An 18,462-nucleotide genomic window follows, 5' to 3' on the forward strand; every position below is an offset into this window, starting at 1 on the left:
TGCTCGCGCTCCTCGCCGATGGCGAGGCATGGTCGAGCTCCGCGCTGGCACTGGCCCTCGGCACGAGCCAGCGCACCGTGCAGCGCGCACTCGACGCGCTCGCCGAAGCCGACAAGGTCCAGGCGCTCGGGCACGGCCGCGCGCGCCGCTGGATGACGCCGCCGCTGCCCGGTTTCGCGACGACCTTGTTACTCCCTGCCCCGCTGCCGGGCGATTAGGATGACCTCACCGAACGACGAGGTGACGAACATGAAACGCTCCAGTGCAGACATCCTTCGCGAATACGGCCCGTTTCCGGGCGTCGACGGCGTACACGGCGTCACGTACGACGGGCAGTACGTGTGGTACGCGTCCGGCGACAAGCTGAATGCGCTCGACCCGGAACGCGGCACGACCGTCCGCTCGCTCGACGTCGCCGCGCATGCGGGCACGGCGTTCGACGGCCGCCACCTGTACCAGATCGTCGAGGACCGCATCGAGAAGATCGATCCCGAATCGGGCCGCGTGCTCGCGACGATTCCCGCCCCCGGCAATGGCGGCGATTCTGGGCTGGCCTGGGCCGAAGGCGCGCTGTGGGTCGGCCAGTACCGCGAACGCAAGATTCATCAGGTGGATCCGCAATCGGGCGCCGTGCTGCGCACGATCGAATCGAACCGCTTCGTCACCGGCGTGACGTGGGTCGACGGCGAGCTGTGGCACGGCACCTGGGAAGCCGACCAGGCCGACCTGCGGCACATCGATCCGCGCACGGGCCAGGTGCTCGAGCAGATCGACATGCCGGCCGGTGTCGGCGTATCGGGGCTCGAATCCGACGGCCACGACCGCTTCTACTGCGGCGGCGGCAACAGCGGCACGCTGCGCACCGTGCGTCGGCCCGCGCGGGCGCGGGCGTCAGGCAACAACGCGGGAGCAGCGCCCGATTCGGCCGACGAATGATCCGCCGCCTGCCGTGATCGGTCCCGGGCGCAGCACGCCTGCGCCCCGCCCTGCGCCGAGTGCAGGAATGAACAAGACGACGCCGCGACCGCATGGCTAAGATGCGCGTTCGTCAGTCATGTGTTCGGAGCGGTCGATGCAGCGCGGTGTGGTCTATGGTGTTCTGGCAGGTGCCCTGTGGGGCATGGTGTTTCTCGTTCCGCGGCTGCTGACCGACTTCTCGCCGCTGCTGCTGAGCGCCGGCCGCTACGCGATGTACGGCCTCGTGTCGTTGGCAGCCGCGCTGCCGGCCGCCCGCTCGCTGCTCGCGCGGCTGACCCGCGAGGATCTCGTCGCGCTGGTCAGGCTCGCGGTCGTCGGCAACGTCGCGTACTACATGCTGCTGTCCGGCGCCGTGCACCTGATCGGCATCGCGCCCAGTTCGCTGATCGTCGGCGTGCTGCCCGTCACGGTCACGCTCGCGGGCCTCGGCGACCACGGCGCCGTGCCGTTGCGGCGGCTCGCTGCCCCGCTCGCGCTGGTGATCGCGGGCATCGTCTGCATCAACATCGACCTGTTCACGTCCGAAGCCGCGCATGCGACGACGCTCGGCCAGAAGCTCGCCGGCATCGCCTGCGCTGCGGGCGCGCTCGCGAGCTGGACCTGGTATGCGGTCGCGAACGCACGCTACCTGCAGCGCCATCATCATTTCGGCGGCAACGAGTGGTCGGTGCTGTGGGGTGTCGTGACGGGCCTGATCGGCGGGCTCGTCTGGATCGCGATTCTCGCGCTGCCGGCCGGCACTGTGCAGGCAGCGGTCCCGGCGTCGCGCTGGCAACTGTTCTGGCTGCTGAACCTCGTGCTCGCGATCGGCGCGTCGTGGCTCGGCAACGGGCTGTGGAATGCCGCGTCGAAGCGGCTGCCGCTCACGCTGTCGGGCCAGTTGATCGTGTTCGAAACCGTGTTCGCGATGCTTTACGCATTCGTGTACGACCAGCGGATGCCGCATACGCTCGAGATCGCCGCACTGGTGCTGCTGCTCGCGGGCGTCTACGGATCGGTGCGGCAGCACGGCGACACGCCTGCCGGCGGCGATACGCCGGGAAGCGCGCCGGCAAACGCGAACGCCGCGGCCCACTGAGCGCCGCGGCGTTTGATCAGACGAATCGGGGAGAAAGGCGCGGATCGCCCGCGTCAGCGCGCGTCCTTGTGCATCCACTTGCGGCCCTCGATGGAGCCGTCGCGGCGCGACTTGTCGACGCGACGCTGGCGCGCAAGCTTCGGATCGACGATCAACGGGCGGTAGATCTCGACGCGGTCGTGGTCGGCGAGCGGCGCGTCGAGCGGCGCAAGTTTGCCGTACACGCCCGTCTTCGCGTTCGCGAGATCGATTTCCGGGTGCAGCGCGAGTACGCCGCTCGCATCGATCGCCGAACGAACGGTCGCCCCTTCGGGCAGCGACAGCGGAATCAGCGTCTGGCGATCCGGCAGCGCGTAGCAGACTTCGATCGACAGCATCGCGTCACCCCTTCCCGTAGCGCTGGTCGGCGCGCTTCACGAACGAATCGACGAACGTGTTCGCGATATGGCTGAACACGGGCCCGATGATCTTCTCGAGCAGGATGCTCGAGAACTCGTAGTGCAGCGCGAATTCGATCTTGCAGGCATCGGCACGCAGTGCCGTGAAGCGCCACGCGCCCGTGAACTTCTTGAACGGGCCGTCCGTGAACTCCATGTCGATCCGCGTCGGGCGCTGCTGCGTGTTGCGCGTCGCGAAATGCTGCTTGATGCCTTTGAAGTTGATGTCGATGCGCGCTTCCATCCCGCTCTCGTCCTGACGGCGAACCTCGACGCCGCCGCACCAGGGCAGGAAATTGGGGTAGTCGGCCACGTCGGTGACGAGGTCGAACATCTGTTCCGCCGAATGACGGATCAATACGGTTTTCTGGACATCTGCCATAAATCGCGCGGCATCGCTTAAGGTGAGAACGCAAGCCGGGCGATTCCCGCCCCGCTTTGCTAAAATCGTGATTTTAAACGAGTTGGCCCGATCCTTTCATGAGCATCATCGACAACAGGAAAGCGCACTTCGATTATCACATCGAGGAACGCTACGAGGCGGGGCTCGTGCTCGAGGGCTGGGAAGTCAAGGCGCTGCGCGCCGGGCGCGGCCAGATCAGGGAAGGTTACGTCGTGATCAAGCACGACGAGATCTTCCTGATCGGTACCCATATCAGCCCGCTGCCCGAGGCTTCGACCCACATCACGCCCGACCCGGTTCGCACGCGCAAGCTGCTGCTGCACCGCGAGGAAATCAAGAAACTGATCGGCAAGGTCGAGCAGCGTGGCTACACGCTCGTGCCGCTGAACTTCCACTACAAGGGCGGTCGCGTGAAGTGCGACATCGCGCTCGCGAAGGGCAAGAAGCTGCACGACAAGCGCGAAACCGAGAAGAAGCGCGACTGGGAACGCGAAAAGGCACGCATCATGCGCGCCGGCACCTGACCTGTGCGACACGCATCACAAACGACACGGCCCGCTCGAAGCGGGCCGTGTTGCTTTGGGCGATGTGAATCTTGCAGGCCGGCTGCCCGGCAGCGGCCGGATCGGCACGCTGCGCGCCCACCGCCCGTCTCGACTGAAGAAAGGTACCGATGACGGCGCCACACGGGTATCTCCCGCGTCCCGGCTGCGCGACGATTCGCCGCACGCCGATTGCATGCGGCGACCGCCTGCGCACCGCGCAGGTCCGACTCAGGCCTTCCCGCCCGAAGCCGCCCCGGCGCTCTTGACGATCGTCAGTGCCGACGAGATCGCGGTGCCGAGATCCGACAGGTTCGACGGCACGATCAGCGTGTTGCCCTGCTTTGCGAGATTCGAGAACGCGCTGACATACTGCTCGGCAACCTTCAGGTTCACCGCGTCCATCCCGCCCTGCGATTGCATCGCGTTCGCGATCTTCTGGATCGCTTGCGCGTTCGCTTCAGCCACCGCCAGAATCGCAGCGGCCTCGCCCTGCGCCTGGTTGATCGCGGCCTGTCGCTCGCCTTCGGATTTCTGGATCGCCGCTTCGCGCGCGCCCGACGCGAGGTTGATCTGCTCCTGCTTGCGACCTTCGGAGGCCGCGATCAGCGCACGCTTTTCACGCTCCGCGGTGATCTGCGCCTGCATCGCGTGCAGGATTTCCTTCGGCGGCGTCAGGTCCTTGATCTCGTAGCGCAGAACCTTCACCCCCCAGTTCGCCGCGGCCTGATCGAGCGCCGACACGATGTTGTGGTTGATGAAATCGCGCTCCTCGAACGTCTGGTCGAGTTCGAGCTTGCCGACCACCGAGCGCAACGTCGTTTGCGCGAGCTGCGTGATCGCGAGCACGAAGTTGCTCGACCCGTACGACGCCTTCATCGGATCGGTCACCTGGAAGTACAGCACGCCGTCGACCTGCAGCTGCGTGTTGTCGCGCGTGATACAGACCTGGCTCGGCACGTCGAGCGGAATTTCCTTCAGCATGTGGCGGTACGCAATGCGATCGACGAACGGCAGCACGATGTTCAGGCCGGGCGACAGTGTCGCGTGATAGCGACCGAAGCGTTCGAGCACCCACGCATGCTGCTGCGGCACGATCTTCACCGTCTTCGACACGATCACGATCGCGATGACGAGCAGAACTACCCAGATGATCAGCGAATCCATGAAGTATTCCCTCCTTGTTGTATTGGCGGACGATCAGCCCGCGGGTTTCGCCACGACCACGAGACAATTGCCGCGCACGGCACTCACCTGATACACGCGCGCATCGTCGCGCTCGCCGTTCTCGAGCTCGACGTCCCAATCGGCGCCGCGATACTGCACGCGCGCGCGGCCGTCACGCCATGCGTCGACCGTGACGGTCGCGCCGATATCGAGATTGACGTCGGGATTCGTCGACGTGTCGCGCTTCTGCTTGCGGCCGAGCCCCGAACGCCGCAACACGATCATCGCGACGATCGCGACCACAGCCGCCACGCCAAACTGCACATGCGGCGCGAAACCGGCCAGCTGCAGCAGCCCGCCCGCGAGAAAGCCGAGCGCGATCATCAGCAGGTAGAACGTACCCGTCAGCAACTCGGCGACGACCAGCACGCCCACCGCGACCCACCAGAACAGATGCCCCGACATCATTGTGGTCTCCAGAAAAACATCTCCCACGTTCACTTGCGTGGCATAGAACCAGAATACGCGCTGAAGCGCTGTTCCGGATCGATTTGTTCGCGGCTCCCGAGAGAGCGGTCGGCACGCTTGGGGCGGCCCGGTTCGTACCGACAAACAAAAACACCCCGGTGTCTACCGGGGTGTTTATAGCATGAACCTTGCAATTTGCCTTCATTAAAGGAGCAGCAGCGCCGCTCCTTCGTCGATGGCAATACCGACCGTTACTTCCGGTTGGCGGCGAGCGCCTGCCACGTGTCGATGATCGTGTCGGGGTTCAGCGAGATCGACACGATGCCTTCGTCCGTCAGCCATTGCGCGAAGTCCGGGTGATCGGACGGGCCCTGGCCGCAGATACCGACGTACTTGCCCATCTTGCGGCAGGTATCGATCGCGCGCTTCAGCAGGAACTTGACCGCCGGGTCGCGTTCGTCGAAGTCGACAGCCAGCAGTTCCATACCCGAATCGCGGTCGAGGCCGAGCGTGAGCTGCGTGAGGTCGTTCGAGCCGATCGAGAAACCGTCGAAGAACTGCAGGAAGTCTTCGGCGAGAATCGCGTTGGTCGGGACTTCGCACATCATCACGAGGCGCAGGCCGTTTTCGCCGCGCTTCAGGCCGAACTTCTCGAGCAGGCCGACGACACGCTCCGCCTGCTTCACGGTACGCACGAACGGCACCATGATCTCGACGTTGGTCAGGCCCATCTCGTCGCGCACGCGCTTCAGTGCACGGCACTCCATCTCGAACGCCTGCGCGAAGTCTTCAGCGATGTAACGCGACGCGCCGCGGAAGCCCAGCATCGGGTTTTCCTCGTCCGGCTCGTAACGCGAACCGCCGATCAGCTTCTTGTACTCGTTCGACTTGAAGTCGGACAGACGCACGATGACAGGCTTCGGATAGAACGCCGCCGCGATCGTCGCGACACCTTCCGTCAGCTTGTCGACGTAGAACTGACGCGGCGATGCGTGACCGCGCGCGACGCTCTCGACGGCCTTCTTCAGGTCCTGATCGATGTTCGGGTACTCGAGAATCGCCTTCGGGTGAACGCCGATGTTGTTGTTGATGATGAACTCGAGACGCGCGAGACCCACGCCGCCGTTCGGCAGTTGCGAGAAGTCGAACGCGAGCTGCGGGTTGCCGACGTTCATCATGATCTTGACCGGGATTTCCGGCAGTTCGCCGCGCTGCACTTCCGTGACTTCCGTCTCGAGCAGGCCGTCGTAGATCTTGCCTTCGTCGCCTTCCGCGCACGACACGGTAACCAGCGCGCCGTCCTTCAGGATGTCGGTCGCATCGCCGCAGCCGACGACTGCCGGCACGCCGAGTTCACGCGCGATGATCGCCGCGTGGCAGGTGCGGCCACCACGGTTCGTGACGATCGCGGCTGCACGCTTCATCACCGGCTCCCAGTTCGGGTCGGTCATGTCGGCCACCAGCACGTCGCCCGGCTGCACGCGTTCCATTTCCGACGGATCCTGGATCACGCGCACGGGGCCCGCACCGATCTTCTGGCCGATCGCACGACCCGTTGCGAGCACCTGCGACTGGCCCTTCAGCTTGAAGCGTTGCTCGGCCTTGCCGGTCGCCTGGCTCTTCACGGTTTCCGGGCGTGCCTGCAGGATGAAGATCTTGCCGTCGCGGCCGTCCTTGCCCCACTCGATGTCCATCGGACGCTGGTAGTGCTTCTCGATGATGACCGCGTACTTCGCCAGCTCGATCACGTCTTCGTCGGTGATCGAGTAGCGGTTGCGCTGCTCGTGCGGCACGTCGACCGTCTTCACGCGGCCCGGCTCGCCCGGCTGCGTGAATTCCATCTTGATCAGCTTGGAGCCGATCGAGCGGCGGATGATCGGGTACTTGTCCTGTGCGAGCGTCGTCTTGAACACATAGAACTCGTCCGGGTTCACTGCGCCCTGCACGACGGTTTCGCCCAGGCCGTAGCTCGACGTGATGAACACGGCGTCCTTGAAGCCCGATTCGGTGTCGATCGTGAACATCACGCCGGCGGCGCCGACGTCCGAGCGGACCATGCGCTGCACGCCGGCCGACAGGGCGACTTCCGCGTGCGTGAAGCCCTTGTGCACGCGATACGAGATCGCACGGTCGTTGTACAGCGACGCGAACACGTGCTTCATGCGGTCGAGCACGTCTTCGATGCCGACGACGTTCAGGTACGACTCCTGCTGGCCGGCGAACGATGCGTCGGGCAGGTCTTCCGCGGTCGCGGACGAACGCACGGCAAACGACAGCTCGCCCGGCGAGCTGTTCTTCAGGATTTCGAACTGCTCACGGATTTCCTGCTCGAGACGTGCCTGCATCGGCGCGTCGACGATCCACTTGCGGATTTCGGCCCCGGCTTCGGCGAGCGCCTTCACGTCGTCGATGTCGAGCGACTCGAGACGCTTGGCGATGCGGTCGGTAAGGTCGTTGTGCGTGAGGAAATCGCGGAACGCGAGCGCGGTCGTGGCGAAACCGGTGGGTACGCGAACGCCTGCTTCGGAAAGCTGGCTGATCATTTCGCCAAGCGACGCATTCTTGCCGCCGACAATCTCCACATCGGTCATCCGCAACTGCTCGAACGGAATTACATACGCCTGGTCCTTTGCGACGTTTGCTGCGTTAGTCATACAAGCCCCTAAGTGTGAAAAAAATGCTCGATTGCGCAAGTGGGCTTGGACGCGGGCGCTTGCAAAAAGGCGCGGCGCGTCTTGCGCAACCTGTTGGAGAAACAATCGCAGCGGCGGATAATCTTCCGACCCGATTTGCAAAAATCCCGGCAGAAGGGCGATATTTGCAGACAAATCGCCAAACTTGCCGGGAATTTTGGAATCGAGCGGCGAAGCCTGGGGCGCCGATCGCGCCCTGCCCCCGCAATTGCTTATCCAACAGGTTGCCGCTATTCTACCGTGCCGGCTGCCGGATGTGGCGCGACCTTGTCACTGCGTCTGGAGGCGGACCTCCAGCCGCCCGCGCAACCGCCCTTCACGTTCGACGCCCAGATTCATGCTGCCTACCGTATTCATCGTCTCCGACGGCACCGGGATCACTGCCGAAACCTTCGCGCACTCGATCCTCTCCCAGTTCGACCAGAAATTCCGTCTCGTGCGCGTGCCGTTCGTCGACTCGCTCGACAAGGCCTATGCGACCGTCGAGAAGATCAACGAGGCCGCCGTGCACGACGGCCGCCGCGCGATCGTGTTCACGACGCTCGTCGACAGCGAGTCGAACGACATCGTCAAGCGCTCGAACGCACTCGTGCTCGACATGTTCCAGCGTTTCGTCGAACCACTCGAGCAGGAGCTCGAGCTCAAATCGAGCCACGCGATGGGCCGCGGCCACCAGAATGCGGATACCGAGGAATACAAGACCCGGATCGAGGCGATCAACTTCTCGCTCGCGCACGACGACGGCCAGTCGAACCGCAACCTGTCGGAAGCCGACGTGATCCTCGTCGGCGTGTCGCGCAGCGGCAAGACGCCGACGAGCCTCTATCTCGCCATGCAGTACGGCGTGAAGGCAGCCAACTATCCGCTGATTCCGGAAGATTTCGAGCGCGGCAAGCTGCCGTCGGCGCTCGCCGCGTACAGCGAGAAGCTGTTCGGGCTGTCGATCGACCCGCAGCGCCTGTCCGAGATCCGTAACGAGCGCCGGCCGGGCAGCAAGTACGCGGCGCCCGAGAACTGTCGCTACGAGATCAACGAAGCGGAAGCGATGATGCGCCGCGAGGGGATCAAGTGGCTGTCGTCGACGCACAAGTCGATCGAGGAAATCGCGACGACGATCCTGCAGGAAATCCGCCTCGACCGGCAGTCGTACTAAGACTGGGTGCTGGCGGCCGCGGGGTCGCCGCCGGAAACAAAAAGGCCGCGTCGAACGCGGCCTTTTTCATGGTGCGGAGCAAGCACGCGTGCGGCGTCACGCACGCCGCTGCTGACGCACCTGCTCGAACAGGCAGACCGCAGCCGCGGCCGCGACGTTCAGCGACTCCATCCCGCCCGGCTGCGGGATCGTCACGCGATGCGTGGCCGCGTCGCGCCAGAACGCCGACACGCCGGCCCCCTCGTTGCCGAACACCCAGGCAACCGGCCCCGACAGGTCGCAGTCATAGACCGCCTGCGCGCCGTGCGAGTCGGTCAGCGCGACCGGCACATCGAGGCGCTCGGCGAGCGCGCCGGCTTCGACGTCCTCGTGGATCGACAGCAGGAAATGCGCCCCCATGCCCGAGCGCAGCACCTTCGACGACCATGCGTACGCGGTACCCGGCGCACAGAACACGTGACGCACGCCTGCGGCCGCCGCGCTGCGCAGGATCGAGCCGACGTTGCCGGCGTCCTGCACGCCGTCGAGCACGACCGACGACTGCGTCACGCGCGCAGGCAGCGGCTCCGCCGGCCGGTCGACGAGCAGCAGGAAGCCGACGCCGTTGACGACGTTCGACAACTGCCCGAACAGCGCGTCGGGCAGCGTGACGATCCGTTGCGCATCGATGCGCGCGACGATCGCCTGGGCCTCCCCGTGGCCGAGTGCGCCTTCGGTCGTGACGCACAGCTCGGGTGTCGCACCCGTGTCGAGGTACGCGCTTGCGAGATGGAATCCTTCGAGCAGCGCCTGACCGCCGCGGCGCTGATGGGACGTCGAACCCGCGAGCGCCTTCAGGCGCTTGTACAGCGGGTTGTCGCGGGAAGTAATGCTTTTCATCGAATCAGGTCGAGTGCCGCACGAACCGGCGCGAACGAGCGCCGATGGGCTTCGCACGGGCCATGCTCGCGCAGTGCGGCAAGGTGTTTCACGGTGCCGTAGCCCGCATGCACGTTGAAGCCGTACACGGGGAAGCGTTCGTGCAGGTCGACGAGCATGCGGTCACGCGTGACCTTCGCGAGGATCGACGCGGCCGAGATGCTCGGCACGAGCGCGTCGCCGCTGACGATCGCCTCGGCGCGTACCGTCAGCGTCGGGCAGCGGTTGCCGTCGATCTGCGCGAGCGTCGGCAGGACCGACAGCCCTTCGACCGCCCGCTTCATCGCGAGCATCGTTGCGTGCAGGATGTTCAGCGTGTCGATCTCGTCGACGCTCGCCGATGCGACGCAATACGACAGCGAGCGCGCGACGATCAGCTCGTACAGCGCATCGCGCTTCTTCGCGGACAGCGCCTTCGAATCGTCGAGCCCGTCGATCGGCTGCGCCGGATCGAGGATCACCGCGGCGGCCACCACCGGCCCCGCGAGCGGTCCGCGGCCCGCTTCGTCGACGCCGCAGACGATCTCGTCGGGACGGCTGAAATCGAACCCGCCCTGCTCGTCGCTCGACGCGCGACGGCGTGGTGCACGTACTGCGGTCATGCGCGCCCCTTGCGTTGTTCGAGCACGCGCACGACGGCTTCGGCCGCCTTCGCGGCCGTGTTCTGCCGCAGCGAAAGATGCATTTCGGTAAATATTTCGGTCAGCGTACGGCGGTTCGCGTCGTCGCGCAGCTGCGTGAGCGTCGCATCGGCGAGCGCCTCGGGCGTCGCGAAATGCTGCAGCAGCTCGGGCACGACGAAACGCCCCGCCAGGATATTCGGCAAGCCGACGTACGGCAGGTAACCCTGCCGGCGCATGATCTGCCCGGTCAGCCAGGGCACCTTGTACGAGATCACCATCGGCTTCTTCAGCAGCGCGGCTTCCAGCGTGACCGTGCCGCTCTTCACGAGGATCGCATCGGCAGCCGTCATCGCGACCTGCGAGCGGCCGTCGGTGATCGTCAGCGCGAGCTTCGGATGCGCGTCGACGAGCGGCTGCAGCAGCGCGCGCAGCGCAGGCGTCGCCGCCGGCATCACGAACCGCACGCCGGGCTCGCGCTGCTGCATCAGCGCCATCGCCGCGAAGAACGTCGGGCCGATCAGCGCGATTTCCGAGCGCCGGCTGCCCGGCAGCACCGCGATCACCGGGCCGTCGGCCGGCAGTCCGAGCGCGATGCGCGCACCGTGCGTGTCGGGTTCGAGCGGAATCTCGTCGGCGAGCGGATGGCCGACGTAGGTCGAGGCAACGCCTGCCTTGTCGAGAATCGCCGGTTCGAACGGGAACAGGCACAGCATGTGGTCGACGGACTTCGCGATCTTCTTGATCCGGCCGCCGCGCCATGCCCAGATCGACGGGCACACGAAGTGGATCGACGGGATGCCCGCGTCGCGCGCGGCTTGTTCGACGTTGAAGTTGAAGTCGGGCGCGTCGACGCCGATGAACGCGTCCGGCCGCTCGGCGAGCAACTGGCGCTTCAGCTCGCCGCGAATCCGCAGGATCTCGGGAATCTGGCCCAGCGCCTCGACATAGCCGCGCACGGTCAGCTTGTCCATCTGCCAGTGCGAGTCGAAGCCCTGCGCGATCATCCGCTGCCCGCCGATCCCGTAGTACTGGGCCGATTCGGGCAGCCGCTCGCGCAGCCCGCCGAGCAGCGACGCGCCGAGCAGGTCGCCCGACGGTTCGCCGGCCACCATCGCGAGCCGGAGCTGAGAGGTCGGAAGCGGCATCGCTTAGCGGATGATGCCGCGTTGCGACGCGTCGATGAACTCGACGAGCGTCTTCACGGCTGCGTCGCCCTCGCCGCCCGCGGCGGCCAGCTCGCGCAACTGCACTTTCGCTTCCTCGAACGACAGGCCGTTCTTGTACAGCAGACGGTACGCGCTGCGCAGCGCGGAGATCGCGTCGGGCGAGAAACCGCGCCGGCGCAATCCTTCGACGTTGATCCCGTGCGGCTCGGCCTTGTTGCCAGCCGCGATCACGAACGGCGGAATGTCCTGCACGAGCGCGGACGCGCCGCCCAGCATCGAGTGCGCACCGATACGCACGAACTGGTGGACGCCCGACATCCCGCCGACGATCGCCCAGTCGCCGATCTCGACGTGGCCGGCCATCTGTGCGTTGCTCGACAGGATCACGTGGTTGCCGACGGTGCAGTCATGACCGATGTGCACATAGGCCATGATCCAGTTGTCGTCACCGAGCGTCGTCACGCCGACGTCCTGCACGGTACCCGTGTGGATCGTCGTGAATTCGCGGATCGTGTTGCGGTTGCCGATCACGAGCTTCGTCGGCTCGTCCTTGTACTTCATGTCCTGCGGACGACCACCGACCGACGCGTAATGGCCGATGCGGTTGTCCTCGCCGAGCGTCGTATGGCCTTCGATCACGCTGTGCGAGCCGATCGTCGTCCGCGCGCCGATCGTGACATGCGGACCGACGATCGCGTACGGACCGATCTCGACCGATTCGTCGATCTGCGCGCCCGGTTCGACAATCGCGGTGGGATGAATCCTGGTCATGCGCCGTTGCCTCTCGATGTGATGTGTCGCGTTGCGTTGCCTGTCCGTGCCGCGTCGCTCAGGGCGCCACGTCGGTCGTCTTGACCGTGCACATCAGCTCGGCTTCCGCCGCCACCTTGCCGTCCACTTCCGCCACCGCCTTGAACTTCCAGATGCCGCGGATGTAGCGTTCGAACGTCACGTTCAGAATCAGTTGGTCGCCCGGCTCGACCGGACGCTTGAAGCGCGCGCCGTCGATCCCGACGAAGTAGTACAGCGTGTTCTCCGGATCCTTCGGCTGCTCTTCCGAGAAGGTCAGCAGCGCCGCAGCCTGCGCAAGCGCTTCGAGAATCAGCACGCCCGGCATCACCGGCCGCTTCGGGAAATGCCCCTGGAAGTACGGCTCGTTGATCGACACGTTCTTCAGCGCTTTGATTCCCTTGTGCGGTTCGAGTTCGAGCACGCGATCGACGAGCAGAATCGGGTAGCGATGCGGCAGCAGCGTGAGGATCTTGTGGATGTCGAGATTGATTTTTTCAGTGCTCATGATGGTTCGTCTCACGCAGAGGCTGCGCGGTGGTGATGCAAAGGCTGAAGCGGGCCGCCGTGCGGCCCAGTCTGGCAAACCGGGCCGGTTGCGCTGGCCGTACCCGGTTCGAGGTCTCGCATGATGCGCTCAGGCGTCCGTGCCGCCCTGGGCGGCGAGCGCGGCTTCGAGCGCCTTGATGCGCTCGCGCAGCTTGTCGAGGTTGCGCACGAGCGCGGCGCTCTTGTTCCATTCGCCGTGGTCGACGGCTGGGAACGCGCTGGTATAGATGCCGGCCTTCGGCAGCGACTTCGATACGCCCGATTTTGCGGTGATGATGACATAGTCGCCGAGCGTCACGTGGCCGGCGATCCCCGCCGCACCGCCGATCATGCAGTGGCGGCCGATCGTCGTGCTGCCCGCGATCCCGGCGCTGCCGGCGATCACCGTGTAGGCGCCGATCCGGCAGTTGTGGCCGATCTGCACCTGGTTGTCGATCTTCACGCATTCTTCGATGACGGTATCCGCCATCGCGCCGCGGTCGATCGTCGTGTTCGCGCCGATCTCGACGTCCGGCCCGATCGTGACGCCGCCGACCTGCGGGATCTTGACCCAGCTGCCGGTGCGCGCGTCGCCGTCGCCGACGAAATCCGGCGCGAAGCCGAAGCCGTCGGAGCCGATCACGGCGCCCGCATGGATGATCGCGCGCGGGCCGACCTTGCAGCCGTGGTACACCGACGCGTTCGGATACAGGTGCGAGCCCGCGCCGATCGTCGTGCCGCGGCCGACGAATACGTTCGCATCGAGCTGCACGCCGTCTTCGATCACAGCACCGGCCTCGACCGTCACGTGCGGGCCGATCACCGCGCTCGCGGCGACCTGCGCGGCCGGATCGATCGTCGCGCTAGGATGCACGCCGGCGGCACGCTGCGGCGTGGCCAGGTCGATGAACATCTGCGCGACGCGCGCGAAGTACGCGTACGGATTCGGCGTGACGATGAAGTTGCGACCGCCAGCGGCCGCGCCCAGCTTTTCCAGATCCTTCGGCGCGATCAGCACCGCGCCGGCGCGGGTCGACTCGACCTGCGACAGGTACTTCGGATTCGCGAGGAACGCGAGTTGCTGCGGGCCTGCCTGGTCGAGCGGTGCGAGCCCGCCCACCTTGCACTGTGCGTCGCCGGCGATCTCGCCGCCGAACCGCTTTACGAGTTCCTCAAGCGTCAATGCCATTCGTCGTCTGCTCCGTTCAGTTCGTCGAGCCGGACGCGAGCGCCTTGAGCACCTTGTCGGTGATGTCGATGCGCGGGCTGACGTACACGGCTTCCTGCACGATCAGGTCGTAATTCTGCTGCTCGGCGATCTGCTTGATGACCTTGTTCGCACGTTCGAGCACGGCCGCCAGTTCCTCGTTGCGGCGCTGGTTCAGGTCTTCGCGGAACTCGCGCTGCTTGCGCTGGAAGTCGGTATCGAGCTGGGCGAGATCGCGCTGCTTCTGCGCGCGATCGGCCGCCGACAGCGACGCGCCATTCTTGTCCAGCGAATCGGACATCGACTTCAGGCGCGCCGCCAGATCCTGCAGATCCTTGTCACGCTTCGCGAACTCGGCTTCGAGCTTCGTCTGCGCCGCCTTCGCGGGCACCGACTCGCGCAGGATCCGATCCGAATTGACTGCCGCGATGCGGGCGACGTCCTGTGCGTGCACCGTTGCCGCGCCCAAGGCCAGCGCAACGGTCAGCGCGCACATCACTCGTTTCGAAAACTTACCGGTTAGCAAAATTACCCTCTCGTTGCTGTTGTCATGCGTTCGGTCAGAACGCCGTCCCGATCTGGAACTGGAATTTCTGGTACTGGTCGCCTTCGTGCTTCTGCAGCGGGAAGCCGAGGCTCAGCTTCAGCGGGCCGATCGGCGAGATCCACGCGAGACCCACACCGTAGCCGTAACGCAGGCCGTTGGCGCCCGTACTCGTGCCGCCCGGCGCGTTGCCCCACACGTTACCGCCGTCGAGGAACGTGAACACGCGCAGCGTGCGGTCGTAGCCCGTGCCCGGCAGCGGGAACGTCAGTTCGATGTTGCCGACGAGCATCTTCGAACCGCCGATCGGGTCGTTCGTCTTCGTGTCGCGCGGGCCCAGCGAGCTCGGCTCGTAGCCACGCACGGAGCCGATACCGCCCGCGTAGTAGTTCTTGAAGATCGGGTACGGGTTGCCGATACCGTTACCGTAGCCGCCCTGCAGGTTCATGCCGAGGATGAAGCCGCGCGAGAACGAATAGTAGTACTGGGCCTGCAGGTCGGCCTTGTAGTACTGGATCTTGCCGACCGGCACGCCGTACTCCATGTTCGCCTGCGTGAAGTAGCCGCGGCTCGGAATCAGCGCGCTGTCACGCGCGTCGCGCGACCACGCGATCGTCAGCGGCACCGTGTTCGACACGCGGCCGAACTGGTTCACGTAATCCTGGTAGCTCTGCGGCGTGTTCGAATCGACGTCGAGACGGTTCTGCTCGAAGCCCGCGCCGAAGTAGACGGTGTCGACTTCCGAGAACGGGATGCCGAACTTCAGGTTGCCGCCCGCGCTGATGATCCGGAAGCTCGAGCTCGTCGAATAGTAAAGCGGCTGGTACGTGCGGTAGTAGACGTCCGTGATCCGCTTGATGCCGTCGACCGTGAAATACGGGTCGACCTGCGTGACGGTCAGCGTACGGTAGCTCTTTGCGGTGTTGACGTTCACCGACAGGCTGGTACCCGAACCGAACACGTTGTCCTGCGACACGCCGGCCGACAGCACGACCTTGTCCGTCGACGAGAAGCCGGCACCCAGCGTGATCGCGCCGGTCGGCTTTTCATCGACCTTCACGTTCACGTCGACCTGGTCGTTCGTACCTTCGACCGGCACCGTCGTCACGTCGACGTTGGTGAAGTAGCCGAGACGGTTCACGCGATCCTTCGACAGCGCGAGGCGGTTCGAATCGAACCACGAGCTTTCGAGCTGGCGCATTTCGCGACGCACCACTTCGTCGCGCGTACGCGTGTTGCCGACAACGTTGATGCGGCGCACGTACACACGGCGGCTCGGATCGACGACGAGGTTCAGGTTCACCTTGTGGTTCGCCTGGTCGATGTCCGGCTGCGCGTTGACGGTCGCGAATGCGTAACCGTACTCACCGAGCTTGTCGACGATCGACTTGGTGGTCTGTTGCAGCTTTTCGGCCGAGAAGCGATCGCCCGGCTTGATCTTGATCAGCTTGTTGAGTTCGGCTTCGCGATCGAGCAGGTTGCCCGACAGCTTGATGCCCGACACCGTGTACGGCTCGCCTTCGTGCAACGTGACCGTCAGGTACATGTCCTTCTTGTCGGGCGAGATCGACACCTGGGTCGAATCGATGTTGAACTCGAGATAGCCGCGGTTCAGGTAGTACGAGCGCACCGCTTCGAGGTCGCCCGTGAGCTTTTCCTTCGAGTACAGGTCGTTCTTCGTGTACCAGGAGAACCAGTTCGGCGTCGACAGCTGCATCTCGTCACGCAGCGTGCTCGTCTTGAACGCCTTGTTGCCGATGAAGTTGATCTGGCGGATCTTCGCGCTCGGGCCTTCGGCCACCGCGAACAGGATCGACACGCGGTTCGCGTCGACCGGCGTGACCGTCGTCTTGACCTCGGCCGCGTAGAAGCCGCGCGTGAGGTACTGGCGCTTGAGCTCCTGCTCCGCCTTGTCGACGAGCGCCTTGTCGTAGTAGCGGCCGTCGGCGAGGCCGACTGCGCGCAGCGCCTTCGTCAGGTTGTCCTTGTCGAATTCCTTCGTGCCGGTGAAGTCGATCGACGCAATGGCCGGACGCTCCTGCACCTGCACGATCACGACGTTGCCCTGGGTGGCGATGCGTACGTCGTTGAAGAAGCCCGTCGCGTACAGCGCGCGGATTGCTTCGGATGCCTTGTCGTCCGTGAAGGTATCGCCCTGCTTGATCGGCAGGTAGGCGAACACCGAACCCGCTTCGACGCGCTGCAGCCCCTCGATCTTGATGTCTTGCACCACGAACGGTGCCGCTGCATGCGCCGCGAGGCCGTGCGCGGCGAGCGCGGCCGCTGCAACTGTCTTAGGTACAAAGCGATGAGGTTTGAACAACATGCATCCCCAATATTTAGCTGCATCAAATCAGGCGGCTGCCCAGCGGCCGCCGCCTGACGCTTCAGAAATGGATTAACCGAGCCAGATCGTTGAACAGCGCGATCGCCGACAATGCGACGATGCAGATCAACCCGGCTCTTTGCAGAATCAGCTGCCAGCGCTCCGAGACGGCTTTCCCGGTCGCGGCTTCAACCGCATAATATAACAGATGCCCCCCGTCCAAAACGGGAATCGGCAACAAGTTCAGGACGCCAAGGCTAATGCTGACAAGGGCGAGGAACGACAGGAACGCCGACGGACCGAGCCGCGCGCTCTTGCCCGCGTAGTCCGCGATCGTCACCGGGCCGGACAGGTTCTTCAGCGACGCATTGCCCGTGATCATGCGCCCGAACATCTTCAGCGAATACACGGAGATGTCCCACGTGCGGTGCGCGCCGAGCCGCAGGCTGTCGATCGGCCCGTATCGCACGTCGACCGACGGCGCATGCATCGACAGCGCCGCGCCGATACGGCCGACCTGCTGCCCCGATTCGTCGTCGCGCTGCATCTGCGGCACGATCGACACCGCCTGCGCGGCGCCATTGCGCTCGACCTGCAGGTCGAGCGGCTTGCCCGCATGGTGTTTCACGAAATCGATGAAGCGTGACGCGCCGCCGATCGGCTTGCCGTCGAGCGCGACCAGCTTGTCGCCGGGCTTCAGGCCCGCCTGCTCCGCCGCGCTGCCGGGCTGCACCGACTCGACCGACAGCGTACCGCCGCCGGCCTCGAAGCCCAGATGGGCCATGAAATCGTCGTCGAGCTGACTTTCGGGAACATTGCGGAGGTCGACGCGGAAATCGAACGTCGTGTTGCCGTCGCGCGCGCCGAGCACGATCTCGCGGTGGTCGAACGCAGCCGCCAGCAGCTTCCAGCGCAGGTCCGACCACGACCGCACCGGTTCGGACTCGCCGCCCTGCGCGTTGCGGATCGACACGATCTTCTCGTTGCCGTCGAAGCCCGCGCGCGCCGCCACCGTGCCGGCGGCCGGCGGTGCGACGATCGCGGTCGGCTCGGTTACACCGGTGGCAAATACGATGGAAAACAGCGCAATTGCCAACAAGAAGTTGGCAATCGGGCCGGCTGCGACAATGGCGATGCGCTTGTAGACGGACTGCCGGTTGAACGCCTGGCCGAGCTCCTCGGGCGGGATGCCGGGGCCGGGATCGCGCTCGTCGAGCATCTTCACGTAGCCGCCGAGCGGCAGCGCCGACAGCGTCCACTCGGTGCCCGTCCTGCGGCTGACCCAGCGCGCGACAGGCTGGCCGAAGCCGATCGAGAAACGCAGCACCTTCACGCCGCACCAGCGCGCGACGCGATAGTGTCCGTACTCATGCACGACGACCAGCACCCCGATCGCCACCGCAAACGCGATCAGTTCGACCAGCACGTTCATGAGCACCCCA

General features: G+C 65.2%; 18 protein-coding genes and 1 pseudogene. 5 read left to right on the forward strand and 14 right to left on the reverse strand.

What is annotated here, in order from left to right:
* From G3O00_RS20300 to G3O00_RS20310, 3 genes and pseudogenes are all read left to right on the forward strand, one after another.
* Positions 1–218: pseudogene (locus tag G3O00_RS20300) on the forward strand (helix-turn-helix domain-containing protein); the annotation flags it as partial.
* 31 nt (positions 219–249) lie between these two features.
* Complete coding sequence (locus G3O00_RS20305; protein ID WP_206144111.1) at positions 250–936, forward strand: glutamine cyclotransferase; 687 nt, start codon at positions 250–252, stop codon at positions 934–936.
* Positions 937–1,072: 136 nt separating this feature from the next.
* Positions 1,073–2,056, forward strand: coding sequence for a DMT family transporter (locus G3O00_RS20310; RefSeq protein WP_206144112.1), 984 nt, complete (start codon positions 1,073–1,075; stop codon positions 2,054–2,056).
* A 53-nt stretch (positions 2,057–2,109) separates the two neighbouring features.
* Here the strand turns inward: G3O00_RS20310 and G3O00_RS20315 are convergent, their stop codons facing one another.
* Positions 2,110–2,433, reverse strand: a complete 324-nt coding sequence (locus tag G3O00_RS20315; protein WP_039342764.1) for an RnfH family protein — start codon at positions 2,431–2,433, stop codon at positions 2,110–2,112.
* Between the two features lie 4 nt (positions 2,434–2,437).
* A complete protein-coding gene (locus G3O00_RS20320; protein WP_011352440.1) occupies positions 2,438–2,875 on the reverse strand; it encodes a type II toxin-antitoxin system RatA family toxin in 438 nt (145 codons plus the stop codon).
* Positions 2,876–2,973: 98 nt separating this feature from the next.
* Between G3O00_RS20320 and smpB the strand changes: the two genes are divergently transcribed.
* A complete protein-coding gene (gene smpB, locus G3O00_RS20325) occupies positions 2,974–3,420 on the forward strand; it encodes an SsrA-binding protein SmpB (RefSeq protein WP_011352441.1) in 447 nt (148 codons plus the stop codon).
* A 249-nt stretch (positions 3,421–3,669) separates the two neighbouring features.
* Here smpB and G3O00_RS20330 read toward each other — a convergent pair whose 3' ends face one another.
* From G3O00_RS20330 to ppsA, 3 genes are all read right to left on the reverse strand, one after another.
* Positions 3,670–4,605, reverse strand: coding sequence for an SPFH domain-containing protein (locus G3O00_RS20330; protein WP_206144113.1), 936 nt, complete (start codon positions 4,603–4,605; stop codon positions 3,670–3,672).
* 33 nt (positions 4,606–4,638) lie between these two features.
* A complete protein-coding gene (locus tag G3O00_RS20335; RefSeq protein WP_206144114.1) occupies positions 4,639–5,073 on the reverse strand; it encodes an NfeD family protein in 435 nt (144 codons plus the stop codon).
* 251 nt (positions 5,074–5,324) lie between these two features.
* Positions 5,325–7,727, reverse strand: coding sequence for a phosphoenolpyruvate synthase (gene ppsA / locus G3O00_RS20340; RefSeq protein WP_011352444.1), 2,403 nt, complete (start codon positions 7,725–7,727; stop codon positions 5,325–5,327).
* A 376-nt stretch (positions 7,728–8,103) separates the two neighbouring features.
* Here ppsA and G3O00_RS20345 point away from each other — a divergent pair, with 376 nt between their 5' ends.
* Complete coding sequence (locus G3O00_RS20345) at positions 8,104–8,919, forward strand: pyruvate, water dikinase regulatory protein (protein ID WP_011352445.1); 816 nt, start codon at positions 8,104–8,106, stop codon at positions 8,917–8,919.
* 96 nt (positions 8,920–9,015) lie between these two features.
* Here G3O00_RS20345 and G3O00_RS20350 read toward each other — a convergent pair whose 3' ends face one another.
* The 9 genes from G3O00_RS20350 to rseP all read right to left on the reverse strand — a co-directional run bounded on the left by G3O00_RS20350 (position 9,016) and on the right by rseP (position 18,452).
* Positions 9,016–9,798: an RNA methyltransferase gene (locus G3O00_RS20350; RefSeq protein WP_206144115.1), complete on the reverse strand. Its 783-nt coding sequence runs from the start codon at positions 9,796–9,798 to the stop codon at positions 9,016–9,018.
* Positions 9,795–10,439: a ribonuclease HII gene (gene rnhB / locus G3O00_RS20355; RefSeq protein ID WP_206144116.1), complete on the reverse strand. Its 645-nt coding sequence runs from the start codon at positions 10,437–10,439 to the stop codon at positions 9,795–9,797. Before rnhB ends, G3O00_RS20350 begins: the two co-directional genes overlap by 4 nt.
* On the reverse strand, positions 10,436–11,605 hold the full coding sequence (gene lpxB, locus G3O00_RS20360) for a lipid-A-disaccharide synthase (RefSeq protein ID WP_011352448.1): 1,170 nt from the start codon (positions 11,603–11,605) through the stop codon (positions 10,436–10,438). Before lpxB ends, rnhB begins: the two co-directional genes overlap by 4 nt.
* A 3-nt stretch (positions 11,606–11,608) precedes the next feature.
* Entirely contained in the window at positions 11,609–12,397 is a 789-nt protein-coding gene (gene lpxA, locus G3O00_RS20365) for an acyl-ACP--UDP-N-acetylglucosamine O-acyltransferase (RefSeq protein ID WP_011352449.1), read from the reverse strand.
* A 58-nt stretch (positions 12,398–12,455) separates the two neighbouring features.
* Positions 12,456–12,923: a 3-hydroxyacyl-ACP dehydratase FabZ gene (fabZ, locus tag G3O00_RS20370; RefSeq protein WP_011352450.1), complete on the reverse strand. Its 468-nt coding sequence runs from the start codon at positions 12,921–12,923 to the stop codon at positions 12,456–12,458.
* A 129-nt stretch (positions 12,924–13,052) separates the two neighbouring features.
* Complete coding sequence (lpxD, locus tag G3O00_RS20375) at positions 13,053–14,132, reverse strand: UDP-3-O-(3-hydroxymyristoyl)glucosamine N-acyltransferase (RefSeq protein WP_011352451.1); 1,080 nt, start codon at positions 14,130–14,132, stop codon at positions 13,053–13,055.
* A gap of 16 nt (positions 14,133–14,148) precedes the next feature.
* On the reverse strand, positions 14,149–14,646 hold the full coding sequence (locus G3O00_RS20380) for an OmpH family outer membrane protein (protein WP_011352452.1): 498 nt from the start codon (positions 14,644–14,646) through the stop codon (positions 14,149–14,151).
* 64 nt (positions 14,647–14,710) lie between these two features.
* Entirely contained in the window at positions 14,711–17,020 is a 2,310-nt protein-coding gene (bamA, locus tag G3O00_RS20385; RefSeq protein WP_011352453.1) for an outer membrane protein assembly factor BamA, read from the reverse strand.
* Between the two features lie 61 nt (positions 17,021–17,081).
* Positions 17,082–18,452 carry an RIP metalloprotease RseP gene (rseP, locus tag G3O00_RS20390; RefSeq protein ID WP_206144117.1) on the reverse strand — a complete coding sequence of 457 codons (1,371 nt, stop codon included), beginning with the start codon at positions 18,450–18,452 and terminating at the stop codon, positions 17,082–17,084.
* Between the last annotated feature and the right edge of the window lie 10 nt (positions 18,453–18,462).

Source organism: Burkholderia sp. Ac-20384 (genome assembly GCF_017104605.1).
Taxonomy (GTDB): domain Bacteria; phylum Pseudomonadota; class Gammaproteobacteria; order Burkholderiales; family Burkholderiaceae; genus Burkholderia; species Burkholderia lata.

Excerpts from the sequence above, each read along its gene's own strand:
- lpxA (WP_011352449.1), bottom strand. The coding sequence starts at position 12,397 with ATGACCAGGATTCATCCCACCGCGATTGTCGAACCGGGCGCGCAGATC.
- G3O00_RS20350 (WP_206144115.1), bottom strand. The coding sequence starts at position 9,798 with ATGAAAAGCATTACTTCCCGCGACAACCCGCTGTACAAGCGCCTGAAG.
- G3O00_RS20330 (WP_206144113.1), bottom strand. The coding sequence starts at position 4,605 with ATGGATTCGCTGATCATCTGGGTAGTTCTGCTCGTCATCGCGATCGTG.
- rnhB (WP_206144116.1), bottom strand. The coding sequence starts at position 10,439 with ATGACCGCAGTACGTGCACCACGCCGTCGCGCGTCGAGCGACGAGCAG.
- G3O00_RS20335 (WP_206144114.1), bottom strand. The coding sequence starts at position 5,073 with ATGATGTCGGGGCATCTGTTCTGGTGGGTCGCGGTGGGCGTGCTGGTC.
- fabZ (WP_011352450.1), bottom strand. The coding sequence starts at position 12,923 with ATGAGCACTGAAAAAATCAATCTCGACATCCACAAGATCCTCACGCTG.
- smpB (WP_011352441.1), top strand. The coding sequence starts at position 2,974 with ATGAGCATCATCGACAACAGGAAAGCGCACTTCGATTATCACATCGAG.
- bamA (WP_011352453.1), bottom strand. The coding sequence starts at position 17,020 with ATGTTGTTCAAACCTCATCGCTTTGTACCTAAGACAGTTGCAGCGGCC.
- G3O00_RS20305 (WP_206144111.1), top strand. The coding sequence starts at position 250 with ATGAAACGCTCCAGTGCAGACATCCTTCGCGAATACGGCCCGTTTCCG.
- G3O00_RS20320 (WP_011352440.1), bottom strand. The coding sequence starts at position 2,875 with ATGGCAGATGTCCAGAAAACCGTATTGATCCGTCATTCGGCGGAACAG.
- G3O00_RS20315 (WP_039342764.1), bottom strand. The coding sequence starts at position 2,433 with ATGCTGTCGATCGAAGTCTGCTACGCGCTGCCGGATCGCCAGACGCTG.
- lpxB (WP_011352448.1), bottom strand. The coding sequence starts at position 11,605 with ATGCCGCTTCCGACCTCTCAGCTCCGGCTCGCGATGGTGGCCGGCGAA.
- G3O00_RS20380 (WP_011352452.1), bottom strand. The coding sequence starts at position 14,646 with ATGTGCGCGCTGACCGTTGCGCTGGCCTTGGGCGCGGCAACGGTGCAC.
- rseP (WP_206144117.1), bottom strand. The coding sequence starts at position 18,452 with ATGAACGTGCTGGTCGAACTGATCGCGTTTGCGGTGGCGATCGGGGTG.
- G3O00_RS20345 (WP_011352445.1), top strand. The coding sequence starts at position 8,104 with ATGCTGCCTACCGTATTCATCGTCTCCGACGGCACCGGGATCACTGCC.
- ppsA (WP_011352444.1), bottom strand. The coding sequence starts at position 7,727 with ATGACTAACGCAGCAAACGTCGCAAAGGACCAGGCGTATGTAATTCCG.
- lpxD (WP_011352451.1), bottom strand. The coding sequence starts at position 14,132 with ATGGCATTGACGCTTGAGGAACTCGTAAAGCGGTTCGGCGGCGAGATC.
- G3O00_RS20310 (WP_206144112.1), top strand. The coding sequence starts at position 1,073 with ATGCAGCGCGGTGTGGTCTATGGTGTTCTGGCAGGTGCCCTGTGGGGC.